Source organism: Sphingomonas sp. GW822-FHT03G08, from assembly GCF_058801135.1.
Window position 1 is genome coordinate 3,490,835 of the sequence record NZ_JBXAMZ010000001.1, and the last position, 18,731, is coordinate 3,509,565.

The window sequence follows — 18,731 nt, forward strand, 5'->3', positions numbered from 1 at the left end:
ATTTCCCCTGTTTTCCCGGGAGCGCGGTGCACCTCGCAACTTTCTTGCGCGGGCGTGATCCTATTTTTCCAACCGGTTCAAGGAGCGGCCGGCCCAGGGGGCTGGCCGCGCCGGCCAGCAGACGAAATCCTGCATTGCAAGCGCGGCAGAGCCGCTCCCCGGCGAAAGCCGGGGTCCAGGGTCGTAAGCGGGACGGCAGAGAAACCCTGGGCCCCGGCTTTCGCCGGGGAACCGAGGAACGGCAGTGTCAGAGCTTTCCGAACACGCCCTCGAAGCCGGCAATGTCTTCCTTCGCCAGGAAGCTTGCCTGCTCGATCCAGCGGTCGCGGTGGATGCGGCCCTGGAAGTCGCCGAGCTTGGCGTCGAGCGCATCGGCTTCCTCGGGAGTGAGCGCCGCGAGCTGGGCGAAGCTGGTGATGCCGACGCTGTTGAGCTTCTCGCCCAGCCGCGGGCCGACGCCCTTCATGCGAGTGAGGTCGTCCGCAGCCGGCGTGGCGGGGGCGACTGCCGGTTCGGGTGCCGCCGTGACCGGTTCGGGCGCGGCTTCGGGCGCGGCCGCGACAGGCTCGGGCTCCGGTGCGGGCGCCGGCTCGGCATGCGCGGGTTCGGCGATGTCCGAAGCGAGCGATGCGGGCGACGCCTCGAGCGGCGCGGCGGCGGCGATGGGTTCGTCGGCGAGCCGCTCCGCGACAGGTGCTTCCTCGACAACGGGCGGAAGCGGCGCCGGGACGATCTCGGCGGCCGGCTCGGGTGCGGTCACGGGCTCGGGCTCCGCAACCGGGGCGGGCGCCGGGGCTACAGGTTCGGGCTCCACAACCGGAGCGGGAATCTCGGCAACGGGCTCGGGTGCCGGCGGGGCGATGGGAGCCTCGGCGAGAGGCGGTGGCGGCGGAGCGACCGGCGGGGTGATCGGACGGGCGGTCGCTTCCTCGCGATATTCCTCGTTGAACTCCTCGATCTCCTCGCGCGCCTTGTTGCGGCGAGAGGCGAGGCGGGCCCCGAAGATCAGAATGAACAGCGCGAAGACCACTCCCGCCGCGATTGCCGCGAACGGGAGGGTCAGCCAGACCGGGGCTCCGTCAAAGAGCGGTTGCGTGCTGTCCATCTGCGCTTTCCCCGTCATGCAAGTTTGCGATTCCGGGCACCTGCATAACGTGGTGCGGCGCAGCGCGACAAGCTAGTCGCTCGACCCCGGCTTGGAGTGTCCCGAATCGGCAAGCTTCACCAGCCGGGTGAACTCGGCCCGCCAGTAGTTGCTGGAGGCCGGCGCGAGGGCGCCGATCTGGGTGTAGCTGTAGCCGTTGAGATATTTGTCGCCGCGCAGATGCTGGCCGAACGCGGCGACCGAGGTGACGAAGGCCATGTCGCCGCTGGGCGCACGGGCGCCCTGCATCAGGCTGGCCGGCACCGGGCGCTCGATCAGCTTCGAGGTCTCGCTGCCGGGCGCCTTGTAGCGGAGTTTGACGAAGGCCATCTCGCTGCCGCTCGAGGCTGCGGTGGCCGGGCGATTGGCATCGTAGCGCCGATCCGGCGTCCACCCCTGGGCATTGGCGGGGACGACTTCGTAGAGCGCGGTCACCTGATGCCCCGCGCCGATATCGCCGGCATCGACGGTATCGTTGTTGAAGTCCTCCTCGGCCAGCGCGCGGTTCTCATAGCCGATCAGGCGATACTGCTTCACCTGGGCGGGGTTGAACTCGACCTGGACCTTCACATCCTTGGCGATGGTGAAGAGCGTGGCGGAGAGCTCGTCGTCGAGCACCTTGCTCGCCTCCATCGCGCTGTCGATATAGGCATAGTTGCCGTTGCCGACATCGGCGATGCGTTCCATCATCGCTTCGTTGTAATTGCCCTGGCCGAAGCCGAGCGTGGTGAGGGTGATGCCGTCGTCGCGGTTCTTCTTCACCAGCGCCTCGAGCGCCTTCTTGTCGTTGATGCCGACGTTGAAGTCGCCATCCGTGGCCAGGAAGATGCGGTTGATCCCGCCTTTCATGTAGTTGGCCCGCGCCACCGAATAGGCGAGCTGGATGCCCTCGCCGCCCGCGGTGGAGCCGCCGGCCGAGAGGCAATCGAGCGCGGCCTTCACATATTCCTTCCTGTAGGTCGGCTCGAGCACCACGCCCGCCGCGCCCGCATAGACGACGATCGAGACGCGGTCCTTCGCGGTCAGCCCGTCGGCGAGCTGGGTGAGCGCCTTCTTGACCAGCGGAAGCTTGTCGGTGTCCTCCATCGATCCCGAGACATCGACGAGGAAGACGAGATTGGCCGGCGGGCGCCCCTTCGCGTCCACGTCATAGCCGCGCAGGCCGATGCGCAGCAGCCTCGTCTCGGCGTTCCACGGCGTGGTCGAGACGTCGGTGGTCACGCTGAACGGCACGTCCTGCGAGGTCGGGCGCGGATAATCGTAGCGGAAATAGTTGATCATCTCCTCGGTGCGCACCGCGTCGGCGGGCACGTCCTGACCCTGGGTCAGGAAGCGGCGGACATTGGAATAGGCGCCGGTATCGACATCGACCGAGAAGGTGGAGACGGGCTGCTCGGCAACCGCCTGGATCGAGGCGACGGCCTTGCCGTCACAGCGCTCGGTATTGCCTGGCGCGCCATAGGGCTGGGGGCCGGCGATCCTGCCGCCGGTTACCACGGGTGCTCCCGCGACATACCCGTTTGCGACGCGCTTCTGGGCGGTGACGCTCAGCGCTTCGGCCATTGGCGCGGACGGCGGCGGCGGCGGAGCCGGCATCGGTTCGGGCGTGGGCATCACCGTCGGCAAGGGCGGCGGAGCATAGGTCGGCACCGGCCGGCGACGGACGGTGTCGCGTGTCCGGTCATTGTCGTCGCGCACGCAGCGGACCGGCGAATGGCGGTCCTGGCTGGCGGCGACCGGCCCTGCCTTGGGCAAGGGCGGCGGCGCGGCGGAGGTGGTGAGCAGGGCGGAACAACCGATCAACAGTGCGGAACGCGACATGGCAACTCTCCCCTTCAGAGTGCGGCGCGCGAGTCGCTGCGCGCCCAGGGATGGAATGTCGCGTTTTCGAGATGAGCGCCAGATGAACGAGATGTTATCATGTATCATTTCAATTTGTGTAATTTGCGCGGATTTGCCGCATTGAATCGGGCGCCGCGGTCTGTCCGGCGGGCAAACCTCCTAAGATAGGAGGGAGAATGTGAGACAGAATTGCTTCAACGGATATCGCCCAGCCAGGTTAAGTTAGGAATGTTCATCCACGGGTTCGAAGGCTCGTGGCTGAAGCATCCCTTCTGGCGCTCGCGATTCCTGCTGGAGCGGCCGGCCGACCTGGTGCTGCTCCGGACATGCGACGTGACTGCGGTGGTGATCGATCTCAGCCGCGGTGTCGGCCCCGATCCGTCCGCGCCGCCACCGCCACCGGCGCCCATGTTCCTTCCCGAGCCGCTGGCCGAGGCCGTGAAGGCCGATCGCGACTATGCCCGGCGGACGATCGCCCGGGCGCATGGCGTGGCGCGTGGGATCTATGAGAGCGCCGGCCAGGGCCTGCCGATCGATGCGCGCGAGGCGACCGCGGTGGTGGCCGAGATCGCCGATTGCGTTGCGCGCAATCCCGGCATGTTCGTCGACATGGCGCGGCTCAAGTCCAAGGACGAATATACCTATCTCCACTCGGTCTCGGTCTGCGGGCTGATGGTCAATCTGGCGCGCCAGATCGGGCTCGACGAAGAGTCGATGCGCGCGATGGGGCTGGCCGGGCTGCTCCACGATGTCGGCAAGACCAGCGTGCCGGCCACGGTGCTCAACAAGCCCGGCCGGCTCGACGATGCCGAGTTCGCGCTGATCAAGCGGCACCCCGAGGCCGGCCATGCGATGCTGCGCGGTGCCGAGGGGATCAACCAGGAGGCGCTGGACGTCTGCCTGATGCATCATGAGAAGATGGACGGCAGCGGCTATCCGTTCGGCCTCAAGGGCGCGGAGATCAGCCTGGCCGCGCGGATGGGCGCGATCTGCGACGTGTTCGACGCGCTGACCTCCGACCGTGCCTACAAGGATCGCTGGACCCCGCTGCGTGCCGTCACCGAGATGTTCGGCTGGACCGGCCATTTCGATCCGGAACTGCTGTTCCAGTTCTGCCGCAGCATCGGCGTGGCGCCGACCGGGCTGCTGGTGCGGATGGCATCCGGCCGGCTCGGCGTGGTGCTGCCCGATGGCGGGCAGGGCCTGCGCAGCATGGTCCGCCTATTCTACTCGGCCGAGCACCGCCGGATGATCCCGCTCGAGGATATCTTCCGCGGGATGAAGGAAGTCGTGGTCGGGCTGGAAAACCCGGCGGACTGGGGCTTTTCCGATTGGGATGCCGCGGTCCGCCTGCTTTCCGAAGGCCATAACGCGCTGCCGGATTCGCAGCGTTAGCCCTCGCGCGCGATCTCCCGCCAGCCGATGTCGCGCCGGCAGAAACCCGTCGGGAACTCGATCGCATCGACCGCTACATAGGCCGCCGCCTGCGCGTCCTTCACCGTGTCGCCCAGCGCGGTCACGTTGAGCACGCGGCCCCCGCTTGCAACCAGCATGTCGCCGTCCATCCGGGTGCCGGCATGGAAGACCTTGGCGCCGGTGGCCTCCGCCTTGTCGATGCCGGTGATCGCGCCGCCGGTCTCGGGCGTGCCGGGATAGCCGTTGGCGGCCATCACCACGGTGAGCGCGGTCTTCGCGGCGAAGGTCGGGGCCGGCTGGCTGGCGAGCTCGCCCTTGGCTACCGCGAGCATCAGCGCGAGCAGGTCGCCGGTGAAGCGCAGCATCAGCACCTGGCATTCGGGATCGCCGAAGCGGGCGTTGTACTCGATCAGCTTCGGGCCGGTCGCGGTCAGCATCAGCCCGGCATAGAGCACGCCCGAATAGGGTGCCCCCATCCGTGCCAGTGCCTCGATCGTGGGGCGGACGATCTCGTCGATCGCCTGGGTCTCCAGCGCCGGGGTGAGCACCGGGGCGGGGCTGTAGGCGCCCATGCCGCCGGTGTTCGGGCCGGTATCGCCATCCCCGACGCGCTTGTGGTCCTGCGCCGATCCGAACGGGACGAGCGTCTCGCCATCGGTCAGCACGAACAGGCTGGCTTCCTCGCCTTCCAGGAATTCCTCGATCACCACGCTGGCGCCGGCATCGGCAAAGATCGCGCGGACCGCGCCTTCGGCTTCCTCATGGGTGAAGGCGACGGTGACGCCCTTGCCCGCGGCCAGGCCATCGGCCTTGATGACGACCGGCAGGCCGAAATCCTCGAGCGAAGCGAGCGCGCCGTCGCGGCTCTCGCAGCGGACATAGCCGGCGGTCGGGATCTTCTCGCGAGCGCACAGATCCTTGGTGAAGCCCTTCGATCCTTCGAGCTGGGCGGGCAGCTTGTTCGGCCCGAACACGGCGATGCCCATGGTGCGCAGATTGTCGCCGAGACCCGCGACCAGCGGTGCCTCGGGCCCGATCACGACGAAGCCGATCGAATGGCGAAGGCAGAAATCGATCACGCCGCGATGGTCGTTCACCGCGATGTCCACGATTTCGGCATGCTCGGCTATTCCCGGATTGCCCGGGGCGGCGTAGAGCCGTTCGAGCAGCGGCGATTGTGCGAGCTTCCATGCAAGAGCATGTTCGCGGCCGCCCGAGCCGAGCAACAGGACATTCATGAGCGACCCCTTCTTCGATACACCAGCGCGGCTCGTAGCCGAGCAGGTGGCGGGCGACAACGCACCGGCGCTATCGGTCAGCGAATTATCTCTGGCCCTCAAGCGAATGGTCGAAGGCGAGTTCGGCCATGTCCGCCTGCGCGGCGAGATTTCGGGCTGGAAGCGGGCCGCTTCGGGCCATGCCTATCTGGCGCTCAAGGATGCCGATGCGGTGATCGACGGGGTGATCTGGCGCGGTGCCGCCAGCGCAATCCCGTTCGCGCCGCAGGACGGGCTGGAGGTGATCGTCACCGGCAAGCTGACCATCTATCCGGGGCGCAGCAAATACCAGATCGTCATCGAGCGGATGGAGCTGGCCGGCGAAGGCGCGCTGATGGCGCTGTTCGAGAAATTGAAGGCCAAGCTCGCGGGCGAGGGGCTGTTCGACCGCGCCCGCAAGCAGCCATTGCCGTACATGCCCAGGGTGATCGGCGTGGTCACTTCGCCGACCGGCGCGGTGATCCGCGACATCCTGCATCGGCTCGCCGACCGCTTCCCGAGCCATGTGCTGGTCTGGCCGGTGAAGGTGCAGGGAGAGGGCGCGGGGCAGGAAGTCGCCAATGCGATCCGCGGCTTCGATGCGCTGGGCGAGGGCAGTGCGGTGCCGCGGCCCGACCTGCTGATCGTCGCGCGCGGCGGCGGCTCGATCGAGGATCTCTGGGCGTTCAACGAGGAGGTCGTGGTGCGCGCGGTCGCCGACTGCCGAATCCCGGTGATCTCCGCCGTCGGCCACGAGACCGATACCAGCCTGTGTGACTATGCCGCAGACCTGCGCGCGCCGACGCCGACCGCGGCGGCCGAGATCGCGGTGCCGGTGCTGGCGGACGTGCGCCACACCATCGCGACGCTCGCGCACCGCACCGAGCGCTGCGTGCGCCGCTATCATGAGCGCGCCGGCGAGCGGCTGGCGGCCTTGGTCCGCGTGCTGCCGCGCCGCGACGCGCTGCTCGGGCCGCAGCGCCAGAAGATGGACGATCTCGGCGGCCGGCTCGATCGCGCGCTGGAGCGCCGCGTCACCGTGGCGCGCGGGGTGCTCGATCGCTCCGCGGGCGCGCTGCGCCCGGCGATGCTCGACCAGAAACTCTCCGCGGCGCGGCAGCTGCTGGAAGGGATCGGCCGGCATCTTGACCTGGTTCATCCCAATCGCCCGCTCGAGAAGGGCTATGCCTGGGTCGAGGCGCGCGGCACCAGGAAGGTGATCGGCACCGCCGACGCCGCGCGCGGCGCCGGTGCCGTGACGCTCCACTTCATCGACGGGGCCGTCGATGCGCGGGTTGAGCGCCCGGGCGCCAAATCCTATGATGCGCCCAAGCCCGAACAGCCCAGCCTGTTGTAAGAGAAGAGCCATTTCGAGGATGCCGCGCCCATGCTGATGTCGAACCCCGTCGCCCGCGCGGCTCGCCTCCACTTCATGGCCAATGGCTTTCGCGTGCTGACCCCGGGCGATCACGTCGTCTGCGCGGTCAGCGGCGAGAAGGTGCCGCTGCAGATGCTGCGCTACTGGAGCGTCGCCCGGCAGGAACCCTATGCCTCCGCCGCGCTGGCGATGCAGGCGATGCAGGGTTGAGGGGGCACCGCTGATGGGACTCGCAGCACGACTGCCCGCCGCCGTTCTGGGCTTCGTGCTGCTCGGCAGTGCCCAGCTTCCCGCCCTGCCGGGCTCCCCGGTCGCGGAGGCGATCGCCGCGCCGATTCCCGCCGCCCCCAATGTCGCCGGGCCCTTCGCCTTCCAGGGCCAGCTGATCCAGGGCGGCGCCGTGATCGGCACCGCGCCCAAGGGCGCCAGCATGCTCACGCTCGATGGGGAACCGGTGCCGGTAACGCCGGATCGCAAGTTCCTGATCGCCTTTGATCGCGACCATGGCCCGAGCGCAACGCTGATCGCGACCATGGGCGACGGCAGCCAGCAGCGCCAGGTGCTGGCGATCGCGCCGCGTGCCTGGGATATTTCACGTTTGGATACACTTCCGAAATATCCGGTGCCGCGTCCGGAGTTCGAGCGGGTGCGCCCGGCCGAGCTCGCGCAGATCAACGCGGCGCGGAAAATGCAGACCGATGCGACCGGCTGGCGGCAGATGCCCTTCTTCTGGCCGGCGGTTGGGCGCATCTCCACGCTGTTCGGTTCGCAACGCATTTATCGCGGTGAGCCGGGGTCCTATCATTCCGGGATCGACATCGCCCGGCCGACCGGCACGGCGGTGCTTGCGCCGGCCGATGGCGTGGTCATCCTTGCTGCTGCCAAGCCCTTCACATTGGAGGGGAATTTGCTGATGATCGATCATGGCGCGGGGCTCAACAGCGCCTTCATGCACCTGTCGCGAATCGACGTGAAGCTGGGCGAGCATGTCCGCCGGGGCCAGCCGATCGGCGCCGTGGGGATGACGGGGCGCGCGACGGGGCCGCATTTACACTGGAGTCTCAAGTGGCGTGACGCGCGGATCGATCCGCTGCTTGTCGCGGGGTCGATGCCTGTTATCGATTGAGGCGCGAATGTGTCGCGCTGCAACATAAAGCAACATAAAACGAGGTTGTTGCGCAATATTCTGCCCGTTGTTGTGGCATTTTGGCTACAGGTTTGTTGAAAGCGCGCGCAGCATGGCCTTCCCAGTTTACAGGGAGGGGGTCCACATTCACGATCCGTTCAAGCTTCGCCATCCCGACACGTGAGTTGCACACGAATGGATGGTGAAGCGGGGAGACAATCCGGCTGTAAAACAGCCGGACAACAGAGGGATCATCATGAAGAACTCGCAGATCACCCTGCGCGGTAGCACGGCGCTGTTTGCGCTCGTACTCGCGGGCGCGACGGCGGCTACGCCGGCTTTCGCCCAGACCACGCCGACGCCGACCCCGTCGACGACCGTCCCGACCACTCAGGACAGCAGCAGCCAGGACGAAGGCACGATCGTCGTCACCGGCTCGATGTTCCAGAGCGCCGCCGGTGCGGCGACCCCGTCGCCGGTCACCGTCGTGACCGCCGAGAATCTCGACAAGCGCGGCATCTCGACGGTGCAGGACGCCATCCAGTCGCTCGCTTCGAACAACGGCCCGGCGCTGACCAACAGCTTCTCGGCCAACGGCGCGTTCGCTGCCGGCGCTTCGGCAGTGTCGCTGCGCGGCCTTTCGACCAACTCGACGCTCGTGCTGTTCGACGGCCTGCGCGCGGCCTACTACCCGCTCGCCGACGACGGTTCGCGTAACTTCGTCGACCTGAACACCATTCCCGACGACATCATCGAGCGCATCGAAGTGCTGCGCGACGGCGCTTCGTCGACCTACGGCGCAGACGCGATCGCGGGCGTGGTCAACATCATCACCAAGAAGGAAGTGAAGGGCTTCAGCGCACGCGCCGAAGCAGGCATTTCCGATCGCGGCGACGCTCCGAGCTATCGCCTGACGGCTTCGGCCGGCACCGGCGACCTCGATGAGGACGGCTACAACGCCTATATCTCGGGCTTCTGGTACAAGTCCGAAGCGCTGATGAACAAGGATCGTCCGTATCCGTACAACTCGGACGACCAGCAGGGCATCTGCTTCGAGGGTCACTGCGGCGGCACCTCGGTCCGCAACGCGATCAACCCGGCCACCGGCCAGGTCGCGCTCAGCACCGGCGCCAACTTCATGGTTCGCCCGTACGACATCACCAACACCACCACGCCTGCTGGCAGCCGTTACCAGAACCTGAGCGGTTGCGGCATCGGCACGCTGGTCAACCTGACCGCGGCGCAGCAGACCGCGACGTCGCCGTCTTCGGTCTGCCAGTATGACGCGACCAACCTGTGGGGCACCATCACGCCGAACATCGAGCGCTTCGGCGTTTCGGGCCGCGTGACCGCTCGCCTGGGTGACACGATCGAGGCATATGCCGAGGTCAACTTCATGCAGAGCAGCGTGGACTACACCGGCTTCCCGGCGACCATCTACGGCACTGCGCCGACCGGCATCAACTTCCCGACCTTCGCGACCAACTCGAACACCGTTCCGCCGCGCGCGGCCGGCTCGGGCATCCTGGCGCTTCCGGTCTATGTCTGCGCCCGCGCCAACGGCGCTTCGGCGACGATGGTCAACGGCGTCCCGACGGTTCCGGGCTGCACCGCGGCCAATGGCACGCTGAACCCGAACAACCCGTTCGCGGCAGCCGGCCAGGTCGCTCGCCTGATCGGTATGGACACCAGCGAAGTCACCTATAACGCGACCCGCAACCGTGCATATCGCGGCGCCCTCGGCGTCACCGGCAACCTCACCGACAACATCACCTTCAACGTCGGTGCGACTGCGATGCACACCGACCTGCGTCGCACGCAGGACGGCTATGTCTACATCCAGCACCTGCTCGATGTGATCGCGGACGGCACCTACAACTTCCGCAACCCGTCGGCGACGCCGCAGTCGGTCCGTGACTATCTGACCCCGGTCAACGTCACGAACGCCAGCTCGGATCAGTTCCAGTTCCAGGCGAGCGTCAGCGCTGCCGTGGTCGACCTTCCGGGTGGCCCGCTGCAGATCGGTGTCGGCGGCTCGATCCGTTACGAAGCCGTGGATGCCCCCAGCGGCAACTCGGACATCAACGGCCCGACCCAGCGCTACTTCACGCTGAACGCCTTCGGCACCAGCGGTAATCGTACCATCAGCTCGGCCTTCGCCGAACTCGATGCGCCGATCACCGAGTGGATCGGCCTGAACGCTTCGGGTCGCTATGACCGTTACTCGAGCGGCCAGGACGCCTTCTCGCCGAAGGTCGGCCTGAAGGTCACCCCGATCAAGCAGATCGTGGTGCGCGGCACCTACTCGCGCGGCTTCCGTATCCCGTCGTTCGGCGAAGCTAACGCTCTCCCGACCACCGGCTACGTCACGCCGTCGTCGAGCGCGTTCACCAACGCCTATCTGTCGCAGTACGGCGCGGCCTGCACCGTGGCCAACTTCGCAGCGGGCTGCCCGGCCTATGTGAAGCAGAGCTATGGTCTGACCACGCTCGCCAGCCCGAACCTGAAGCCCGAAAAGTCGCGCAGCTGGACTGCCGGCGCGATCTTCGAGCCGGTGCGCGGCATCTCGTTCACCGTCGACTACTACAACATCGAGAAGACCGGTGCGATCACCTCGCCGGATACCGGTTCGGCGCTGCAGGCATATTATGCCGGCACGGCGATCGATCCAACGATCACGATCATTCCGGACGCGCCGGACATCAACAACCCGACCGCGAAGCCGCGTGTTGCGTTCATCCAGTCGACGCTGATCAACGCCGACACGATCAAGGCGGAAGGCCTGGACTTCACCGCCAGCGCCGACTTCAAGGTCACGGATGGCTTCCGCGTCTCGACCTCGGTCGAAGCCAGCTACATCCTGAAGCTGTCGACGATCGTGAATGGTGTTGAGCAGCGCTATGACGGCACGCTCGGCAACTTCAACCTGACCTCGGGCAACGGCACGCAGAAGTGGCATGGCAGCTGGCTGACCACGCTCGACTTCGGCAGCCTGCAGGTGAACGGCACCGTCAACTATTTCGGCGGGTACAACCTGTCCGCGATGGACCAGGGCGATGCCTATAAGGATTGCGGATCGAGCCTCGGCATCACGCCGTGCGACGTCAGCGATTACATCACCTTCGACATGAGCGCTCGCGTGAAGATCAACGACAAGTTCACGATCTACGGTGTCGTGAACAACGTCTTCGATCGCCTGCCTCCGATCGATCCGGTCACCTACGGTGCCAACAACTACAACGCAGTCCAGGGCGGCAACGGCATCCTGGGCCGCTATCTGAAGATGGGCGTGAAGGTGAACTACTAAGTCTCACCGGACTGCCAGACAAAATGGGGGCGGCTCCTTCGGGAGCCGCCCCTTTCTTTTGCCTGCGATAGCGGGAAGCATCCGCCGCCCCGGAGCCAGCCGGAACGGCGGAAGGTCAGGCGACCGACAGCGCCAGCGCCCCGTCGCCTTCGTCGATCTTCACCGTCGATCCGTCCTTCACGTCGCCGCGCAGGATCATGTCGGCCAGCGGATCCTGGAGGTAGCGCTGCACCGCCCTTTTCAGGGGACGCGCGCCATAGACCGGATCGTACCCCACCCGACCCAGCCAGGCGCGGGCGGCATCGGTCAGGTCCAGCCCGATCTTGCGATCCTTGAGCAGCTTCGCGACGCGGTTCACCTGGATGTCGACGATCGGCGCCATGTGCTCGGCCGCCAGCCGGTGGAACAGGATGATCTCGTCCAGCCGGTTGAGGAACTCCGGGCGGAAATGCGCGCGGACGATCTCCATCACCTGCGGCTCGATGCTCTCGACCGACTGCCCCTCGCCGAGATTGGTGAGGAACTGGCTGCCCAGGTTCGAGGTCAGGATCACGATCGTGTTCGAGAAATCGACCGTGCGGCCCTGGCCGTCGGTCAGGCGCCCGTCGTCGAGCACCTGCAGCAGCACGTTGAACACGTCGCCATGCGCCTTCTCGACCTCGTCGAACAGCACGACCTGATAGGGCCGCCGCCGTACCGCCTCGGTCAGTACGCCGCCTTCCTCATAGCCGACATAGCCGGGAGGGGCGCCGATCAGCCGCGCGACCGCGTGCTTCTCCATGAACTCGCTCATGTCGATGCGCACCATCGCGTTGGGATCGTCGAACAGGAATTCGGCGAGCGCCTTGGTCAGCTCGGTCTTGCCGACGCCCGTCGGGCCGAGGAACAGGAAGCTGCCCAGCGGCCGGTTCGGGTCCTGCAGGCCGGCGCGCGAGCGGCGCACCGCGGTTGACACGGCCTTCACCGCATCGGCCTGGCCGATGACGCGCTTGCCGAGCTGCTCCTCCATGTTGAGGAGCTTCTCGCGCTCGCCTTCCATCATCTTGTCGACCGGGATGCCCGTCCAGCGCGCGACCACCGCGGCGATGTCCTCGGCGGTCACTTCCTCGCGCAGCATCGCGCCGCGGCTGGTGTTCCGGGCCTCCGCCAGCTGTTTCTCCAGCGCCGGAATCGCGCCGTAGCTGAGCTCGGCCATCTTCGCGAGATCGCCGGCGCGCTGCGCCTGGTCGAGCTCGCCGCGCGCGGCGTCGATCTGCGCCTTGATCTGCGCCTCGGCGTTGATCTTGTCCTTCTCGCCCTGCCAGCGCGTGGTCAGCTCGGCCGATTGCTGCTTGAGGTTGGCGAGTTCGCTCTCAAGCGAGGCGAGCCGGTCCCTGGACGCGGCATCGCTCTCCTTCTTCAGCGCTTCGCGCTCGATCTCAAGCTGCATGATCCGGCGATCGAGATTCTCGATCTCCTCGGGCTTGGACTCGACTTCCATGCGGATGCGCGACGCGGCCTCGTCCATCAGGTCGATCGCCTTGTCGGGCAGGAAGCGGTCGGTGATGTAGCGGTTGGACAGCGTGGCCGCCGCGACGATCGCGCCGTCGCTGATCCGCACGCCGTGGTGCAGGTCGTACTTCTCCTTGATCCCGCGCAGGATCGAGATCGTATCCTCGACCGTCGGCTCGCCGACGAACACCGGCTGGAAGCGCCGCTGCAGCGCGGGGTCCTTCTCGACGTACTTGCGATACTCGTCGAGCGTGGTCGCGCCGATGCAGTGCAGCTCGCCGCGGGCGAGCGCCGGTTTGAGCAGGTTGCCCGCGTCCATCGCGCCCTCGGTCTTGCCCGCGCCGATCAGCGTGTGCATCTCGTCGATGAACAGGATGATATGCCCTTCCGCGGCCTTGACCTCGTCGAGGACGCCCTTGAGCCGCTCCTCGAACTCGCCGCGATATTTCGCGCCGGCGATCAGCGAGCCCATGTCGAGCGACATGAGCGCGCGGTCCTTCAGCGTATCGGGCACGTCGCCATTGGCGATGCGCAGGGCGAGGCCTTCCGCGATCGCGGTCTTGCCGACGCCAGGCTCGCCGATCAGCACCGGATTGTTCTTGGTGCGGCGCGCCAGGATCTGGATGGTGCGGCGGATCTCCTCGTCGCGGCCGATCACCGGATCGAGCTTGCCGGCCCGCGCGGCTTCGGTCAGGTCGCGCGCGAACTTCTTGAGCGCGTCATAGCGATCCTCGGCGCCCGCCGTATCGGCGGTGCGCCCGCCGCGCAGCTGGTTGATCGCCGCATTGAGCGCCTCAGGCCGCGCGCCAGCCGCCTGCAACGCCTTGCCCGCCGCCGTATTCAGCGACAGCGCCAGCGCGACGAGCAGCCGCTCGACCGTGACGAAGCTGTCGCCGGCCTTCTGGGCGATCTGCTCGGCCTGGTCGAGCACGCGCACGGTGTCGTTGTCGAGCCCGGGTTGCTGCTGCGCGCCGCCACCCGAGACCGCGGGGATCTTGGAAAGCGCCAGATCGGTCTCGCTCAGCGCACGCTTCGCGTCGCCGCCGGCGGCGTTGATCAGCCCGCTGGCCATGCCCTGCTCGTCTTCGAGCAGCGCCTTCAGGAGGTGTTCGGGGGCAATCCGCTGATGGCTCATCCGGATCGCGACGGTAAGCGCCGACTGGAGGAAGCCCTTGGCGCGGTCGGTGAATTTCTCGAGGTTCATGCTCGTCCCTGTTGGTTCCTGCCCCGCGAGATAGTGTTGCAAAGATGCAACACAAGGGGCGCTTCCTGCGCTAGTCGTAACATGTAGTGACACAGCCGCCCGCGCCAAGTCACGGCGTGCGCTGGGCTTTGTTGCTTGTCCGAAACCTGTCACCGCACCGTCGCGCAAATGACATGCGGGCTACCCGATGTTGCAACGCACAATCCCTAGCGCCCGTGCAGCGGGGCATTGGGGCCCTGCCAATATTTTTCAGGGAAACATGCATGCGCAAGGCTGCAATCTGGCTGCTCGCCGGTACTTCGATTCTGATTTCCGGCACGGCGATGGCGCAGGACGTCCAGCCGGTCGCGCCGGCCTCGGCCGCCGACGAAGGCGGTGAAGAGGGCCAGATCGTCGTGATCGGGCGCGGCGAAACCCGTCAGGTCCAGCAGATCTCGGCGAGCGACATCGCCGAGCTCGCGGCCGGCACCAGCCCGCTCAAGGCGATCGAGAAGCTGCCCAGCGTCAACTTCCAGTCGGCCGATCCGTTCGGTGCCTATGAATGGGCGCAGCGCGTCTCGATCCGCGGCTTCAACCAGAACCAGCTCGGCTTCACGCTCGACGGCATCCCGCTCGGCGACGCCAGCTATGGCAACGTCAACGGCCTGCACATCAGCCGCGCGATCAGCAGCGAGAATGTCGGCGAGGTCCGCGTCTCGCAGGGCGCCGGCTCGATCGGTACCCAGGCGACCAACAATCTCGGCGGCACGCTGGAATTCTTCTCGCGCGATCCGTCGGACAGCTTCGGCCTCCATGCCGAGGGCACCTATGGCAGCGAGAACACGGTGCGCCTGTTCGGCCGTATCGAGAGCGGCGACCTGGGCGGCGGCGTGAAGGCCTATGCCTCCTATGTCTATTCGGACATGGACAAGTGGAAGGGCTGGGGTTCGCAGCGCACCAACCAGGCCAACGGCAAGATCGTCGCCCCGGTGGCCGCCGGCATCCGCCTGGTCGGCACGATCAGCTATTCGGATCGCCGCGAGAACGACTATCAGGACCTGTCGCTCGGCATGATCCAGCGCCTCGGCTATGACTGGGACAATATCTCGAACAACTATGCCCTGGCGGTGCGCATCGCCGACATCGCCAACAATCGCGGCGACACCGGCGCCCCGGTCTCGAACGCGGCCGCCGGCACGGTCTATCCGGCGCCGATCACCTCGGTCGACGATGCCTATTTCAACGCAGCGGGCCTGCGCCGCGACTGGCTGGGCTCGTTCGGGGTCGAGGGCGACACCGGCGGGCTGAACTTCGCGCTCAAGGGCTATTACCACAACAACCACGGCCAGGGCCTGTGGTACACGCCGTACGTCCCGAGCCCGGGTGCCGGCGCCTCGCCGATCTCGATCCGCACCACCGAATATGACATGGACCGCAAGGGCGTGTTCGGCCATCTCACCGGCGAGATCGGCGGCAACAACGCGCTGACCGTCGGCGCCTGGTACGAGAACAACGCCTTCCAGCAGGCCCGCCGCTTCTACGCGCTGAGCAGCCGCACCGAAGTGACCCGCGACAGCCTCGACTTCCAGTCGAACCCGTTCGCGACCCAGTGGGACTATGACTACACCACCGACACCTTCCAATATTATGTCCAGGACAAGCTGACGCTCGGCGCGCTGACGCTGAACCTGGGCTGGAAGGGCTTCAGCGTGAAGAACCAGGCCGATCCGAACGTCGCCGGCAGCCTCGCCTCGGGCGAGATCAAGGTGACCGACTGGTTCCAGCCGACCGCGGGCTTCAACTTCCGCCTCGGCAGCGGCGCCGAGCTGTTCGGCGGCTTCAGCCAGGTGACCCGCGCCTTCACCGCCTCGGCCACCACCGGCCCGTTCGCCACCACCCAGGCCGGCTTCAACGCGCTGCTCTCGGGCTCGACCAAGCTCAAGCCCGAACAGTCGGACACTTATGAGCTCGGCGGCCGCCTGCGCTCGGGCCCGTTCACCGGCTCGCTGGCCGGCTATTATGTCAACTTCCGCAACCGCCTGCTCGGCGTGACCACGGGTGCCGGCATCGTCGGCAATCCGGTGACGCTGCAGAATGTCGGCGACGTCCGCTCGCTCGGCTTCGAGGCGACCGGCGATCTGCGCCTGGGCAGCGGTTTCGGCGCCTTCGTGTCGTACAGCTACAATGACTCGACCTATCGCGACGACGTCCGCAACGCCGCCGGCACGCTGCTCGCGGCGACCAGGGGCAAGACCGTGGTCGATGCGCCCAAGCACCTGCTCAAGGGCGAGCTGACCTATGACCTGGGCGGCTTCAACGCCCGTGTCGGCGCCAACTATATGAGCAAGCGCTACTTCACCTACACCAACGACCAGTCGGTCGAGGGCCGCGTCGTGGTCGATGCCACGCTCGGCTACAAGTTCGACCTGGCCGGGCGCCAGCTCGAGATCCAGGCGAACGCGACCAACCTGTTCGACAAGAAGTACATCTCGACGATCGGCACGAACGGCTTCGGCAATTCGGGCGACAACATGACGCTGATGGTCGGCGCGCCGCAGCAGTTCTTCGTGACGCTCAAGGCCGGCTTCTAGGCGGCTTCTCTCTCCCGGACAGCAGGGAGGGAAGGGAAAGGCCGGGGCGAAAGCTCCGGCCTTTTCCGTTTGGGAGCGTCGCCGCCCAGTCCCGCCGTCACCCTGAACTTGTTTCAGGGTCCAAGGTTGGGCTTGGCGACAGCCTCGATAATCGAGCGCTGTCGCCCGCCGCGCGTTGGATGCTGAAACAAGTTCAGGGTGACGGTGATGGGAGATCAGTTCTTCTTCGGCGCAGCCACCGGAATCGTGATCACCGCCGGCGACCGTCCCGGAGCCGCAGCGGGCGCCCCCGCGGGCCGCGGGGCCTTGGGCGCGTCCTTGGCGAAGCGCTCGCCGAAGCTGTTGCCGACATACCAGCGCGGTTCCTGATCGGCATCGGCGATCTCGCGCGCGATCAGGTAATTGATCTTCGCGAACTTGGCGCCGGCCTTCCAGTCGAAGGGCTGGCGGATGTCGTCGCTCACCTTGTGGTAGTTGGTCTTCAGGAAGTCGCGGAACGCCTTCTCGCCGCCATTCTTGAAGCCGGTGACGAGGAACACCGAAGGCACGCCCGCCTTGACGAAGCTGTAGTGATCCGAGCGCAGGAACAGCTGCTCCTCGGGCATCGGATCGGGCGACAGGGTGACGCCCATCTTCGCCGCCGCGCGCTCGACGATCGGGCCAAGCGTCGAATGCTCCGCGCCGAAGGCGACGACGTCCTGGAAGTCGTAGAGCAGGATCGGCATGTCGAGATTGACGTCGGCCACCACCTTGCCGCTGCCGACCACCGGATAGCGGGCAAGATATTCCGAGCCGATCAGCCCGTCCTCCTCCGCGGTCAGCGCGACGAACAGGATCGAGCGACGCGGCCGCTTGCCGCTCTGGGTGAAGGCGCGGGCGGCTTCCAGCATCGAGGCGACGCCGGCGGCATTGTCCATCGCGCCGTTGAAGATCTTGTCCTCGCCTTCCACGTCGAGCTGGGTGCCCTCGTGATCGAGATGCGCGGAGAGCACGACATATTCATTGGCGAGCTTCGGGTCCGATCCCGGCAGGATGCCGATGACGTTGTTGCTCTTCTTGATGGTGACGGTGCTGGTCCGCTGCAGCGTGACCTTCTGCTTGAGCGCGAAGCTTGCCGGCGCCGCATCCGGCTTGGCGAGCGCGGCGTAGAGCTGCGCCGCACTGGTCGGCGCGCCCTTGAACAGCGCGTCGGCGGCGAGGCCCTTGATATAGGCGCCGATCTTGAGCCCGGGGTCCTCGCCCTTGGGGAATCCCTTTGCGTCGAGCCAGTTGCTCTGCGGCATCTGGAAATAGCTGATTGCCTGCGCCCAGGGGAAAGCGCCCTTCAGATTCTCGGGCGTCACCAGATAGATCATGCCGAGCGCGCCGTGCTTGCCGGCGATGCCCGGCTTGTCGATCTTGCCCGGCGCCATGCCCGGCGGCGTGCCGATCAGGGCGACGACGAACTTTCCGGTCACCTCGAGCCCGGCATAATCCTCCTCGCGGCCATGGCCGACGAACACGGCGTCGGCGGTGAGGGTCTGGGTCTCGTCGCCATAGAGCGGGCTCGGCCCGAACAGCACATCCTCGCCGCCCGCGAATTTCTTCGTGCCGATCGTCGCCGAGGCCGGTTTCTCGGCATCGAGCACATAGTCCGCGATGTTGACCGGCTGGTACCAGCCCTGGGTGCCGCCCGGCTTGAAGCCCATCGCGTCGAAGCGACTGGAGACATAGCGCGCCGCGATGTCGAAGCCTTCGGTGCCGTTGTCGCGTCCGCCGAGCAGGTCGTCGGCCAGGAACTCGACATGCGCGCGCACTTCGTCCGGGCTGAACACCGGCTCGCTTTGCGCCCAGGCGACAGCGGGCGCGAGGCCGAGCGACAGCGCGGCGATAAGAGGCTTCAGGCGCATGGATACTCCCGGAATGGCGCGATTTTTCCGCAGGCTAGAGGAAATGAAAGGCGGCGCAACTGACTTGCGGAGGTCATACACCGCGTTATGCTCGACCCCATCCAGACC

General features: G+C 66.7%; 11 protein-coding genes. 6 read left to right on the forward strand and 5 right to left on the reverse strand.

Annotation, left to right across the window (positions count from 1 at the left end; genetic code table 11):
• Positions 1-247 precede the first annotated feature (247 nt).
• Together AC1RJ5_RS16390 and AC1RJ5_RS16395 are read right to left on the reverse strand one after the other, a co-directional pair.
• A complete protein-coding gene (locus AC1RJ5_RS16390; RefSeq protein ID WP_493114411.1) occupies positions 248-1,105 on the reverse strand; it encodes a helix-hairpin-helix domain-containing protein in 858 nt (285 codons plus the stop codon).
• A gap of 72 nt (positions 1,106-1,177) precedes the next feature.
• The gene (locus AC1RJ5_RS16395) at positions 1,178-2,965 is read right to left on the reverse strand and encodes a vWA domain-containing protein (RefSeq protein ID WP_493114413.1); all 1,788 of its coding nucleotides are present in this window, start codon (positions 2,963-2,965) and stop codon (positions 1,178-1,180) included.
• A gap of 210 nt (positions 2,966-3,175) precedes the next feature.
• On the opposite strand from AC1RJ5_RS16395, the gene AC1RJ5_RS16400 reads away from it, so the two are divergent.
• A complete protein-coding gene (locus AC1RJ5_RS16400) occupies positions 3,176-4,381 on the forward strand; it encodes an HD-GYP domain-containing protein (RefSeq protein ID WP_342251532.1) in 1,206 nt (401 codons plus the stop codon).
• On the opposite strand, the gene purD is transcribed toward AC1RJ5_RS16400, so the two are convergent.
• Positions 4,378-5,640 carry a phosphoribosylamine--glycine ligase gene (purD, locus tag AC1RJ5_RS16405; protein WP_493114415.1) on the reverse strand — a complete coding sequence of 421 codons (1,263 nt, stop codon included), beginning with the start codon at positions 5,638-5,640 and terminating at the stop codon, positions 4,378-4,380. The genes AC1RJ5_RS16400 and purD overlap by 4 nt on opposite strands.
• Here purD and xseA point away from each other — a divergent pair.
• The 4 genes from xseA (at position 5,639) to AC1RJ5_RS16425 (ending at position 11,469) form a co-directional block, all read left to right on the forward strand.
• Entirely contained in the window at positions 5,639-7,015 is a 1,377-nt protein-coding gene (gene xseA / locus AC1RJ5_RS16410; RefSeq protein WP_493114417.1) for an exodeoxyribonuclease VII large subunit, read from the forward strand. The two genes, purD and xseA, sit on opposite strands and share 2 nt — an antisense overlap.
• 30 nt (positions 7,016-7,045) lie before the next feature.
• Positions 7,046-7,246: a DUF2093 domain-containing protein gene (locus AC1RJ5_RS16415; RefSeq protein WP_269573027.1), complete on the forward strand. Its 201-nt coding sequence runs from the start codon at positions 7,046-7,048 to the stop codon at positions 7,244-7,246.
• Positions 7,247-7,259: 13 nt separating this feature from the next.
• Positions 7,260-8,162, forward strand: a complete 903-nt coding sequence (locus AC1RJ5_RS16420) for a M23 family metallopeptidase (protein ID WP_269573026.1) — start codon at positions 7,260-7,262, stop codon at positions 8,160-8,162.
• 256 nt (positions 8,163-8,418) lie between these two features.
• Positions 8,419-11,469 (forward strand): TonB-dependent receptor domain-containing protein, encoded by a 3,051-nt coding sequence (locus AC1RJ5_RS16425; protein ID WP_269573025.1) that lies wholly within the window; start codon positions 8,419-8,421, stop codon positions 11,467-11,469.
• Between the two features lie 115 nt (positions 11,470-11,584).
• Here AC1RJ5_RS16425 and clpB read toward each other — a convergent pair whose 3' ends face one another.
• A complete protein-coding gene (gene clpB / locus AC1RJ5_RS16430) occupies positions 11,585-14,164 on the reverse strand; it encodes an ATP-dependent chaperone ClpB (RefSeq protein ID WP_342251348.1) in 2,580 nt (859 codons plus the stop codon).
• A 263-nt stretch (positions 14,165-14,427) separates the two neighbouring features.
• Here clpB and AC1RJ5_RS16435 point away from each other — a divergent pair, with 263 nt between their 5' ends.
• Complete coding sequence (locus AC1RJ5_RS16435; RefSeq protein ID WP_493114420.1) at positions 14,428-16,734, forward strand: TonB-dependent receptor; 2,307 nt, start codon at positions 14,428-14,430, stop codon at positions 16,732-16,734.
• A gap of 215 nt (positions 16,735-16,949) precedes the next feature.
• On the opposite strand, the gene AC1RJ5_RS16440 is transcribed toward AC1RJ5_RS16435, so the two are convergent.
• Positions 16,950-18,623: a M20/M25/M40 family metallo-hydrolase gene (locus AC1RJ5_RS16440; protein WP_493114422.1), complete on the reverse strand. Its 1,674-nt coding sequence runs from the start codon at positions 18,621-18,623 to the stop codon at positions 16,950-16,952.
• Positions 18,624-18,731 lie beyond the last annotated feature (108 nt).

Bases quoted from the DNA above. Each gene is read 5' to 3' on its own strand.
- AC1RJ5_RS16390 (WP_493114411.1), bottom strand. From the start codon at position 1,105: ATGGACAGCACGCAACCGCTCTTTGACGGAGCCCCGGTCTGGCTGACC.
- AC1RJ5_RS16395 (WP_493114413.1), bottom strand. From the start codon at position 2,965: ATGTCGCGTTCCGCACTGTTGATCGGTTGTTCCGCCCTGCTCACCACC.
- xseA (WP_493114417.1), top strand. From the start codon at position 5,639: ATGAGCGACCCCTTCTTCGATACACCAGCGCGGCTCGTAGCCGAGCAG.
- purD (WP_493114415.1), bottom strand. From the start codon at position 5,640: ATGAATGTCCTGTTGCTCGGCTCGGGCGGCCGCGAACATGCTCTTGCA.
- AC1RJ5_RS16415 (WP_269573027.1), top strand. From the start codon at position 7,046: ATGCTGATGTCGAACCCCGTCGCCCGCGCGGCTCGCCTCCACTTCATG.
- AC1RJ5_RS16420 (WP_269573026.1), top strand. From the start codon at position 7,260: ATGGGACTCGCAGCACGACTGCCCGCCGCCGTTCTGGGCTTCGTGCTG.
- AC1RJ5_RS16425 (WP_269573025.1), top strand. From the start codon at position 8,419: ATGAAGAACTCGCAGATCACCCTGCGCGGTAGCACGGCGCTGTTTGCG.
- clpB (WP_342251348.1), bottom strand. From the start codon at position 14,164: ATGAACCTCGAGAAATTCACCGACCGCGCCAAGGGCTTCCTCCAGTCG.
- AC1RJ5_RS16435 (WP_493114420.1), top strand. From the start codon at position 14,428: ATGCGCAAGGCTGCAATCTGGCTGCTCGCCGGTACTTCGATTCTGATT.
- AC1RJ5_RS16440 (WP_493114422.1), bottom strand. From the start codon at position 18,623: ATGCGCCTGAAGCCTCTTATCGCCGCGCTGTCGCTCGGCCTCGCGCCC.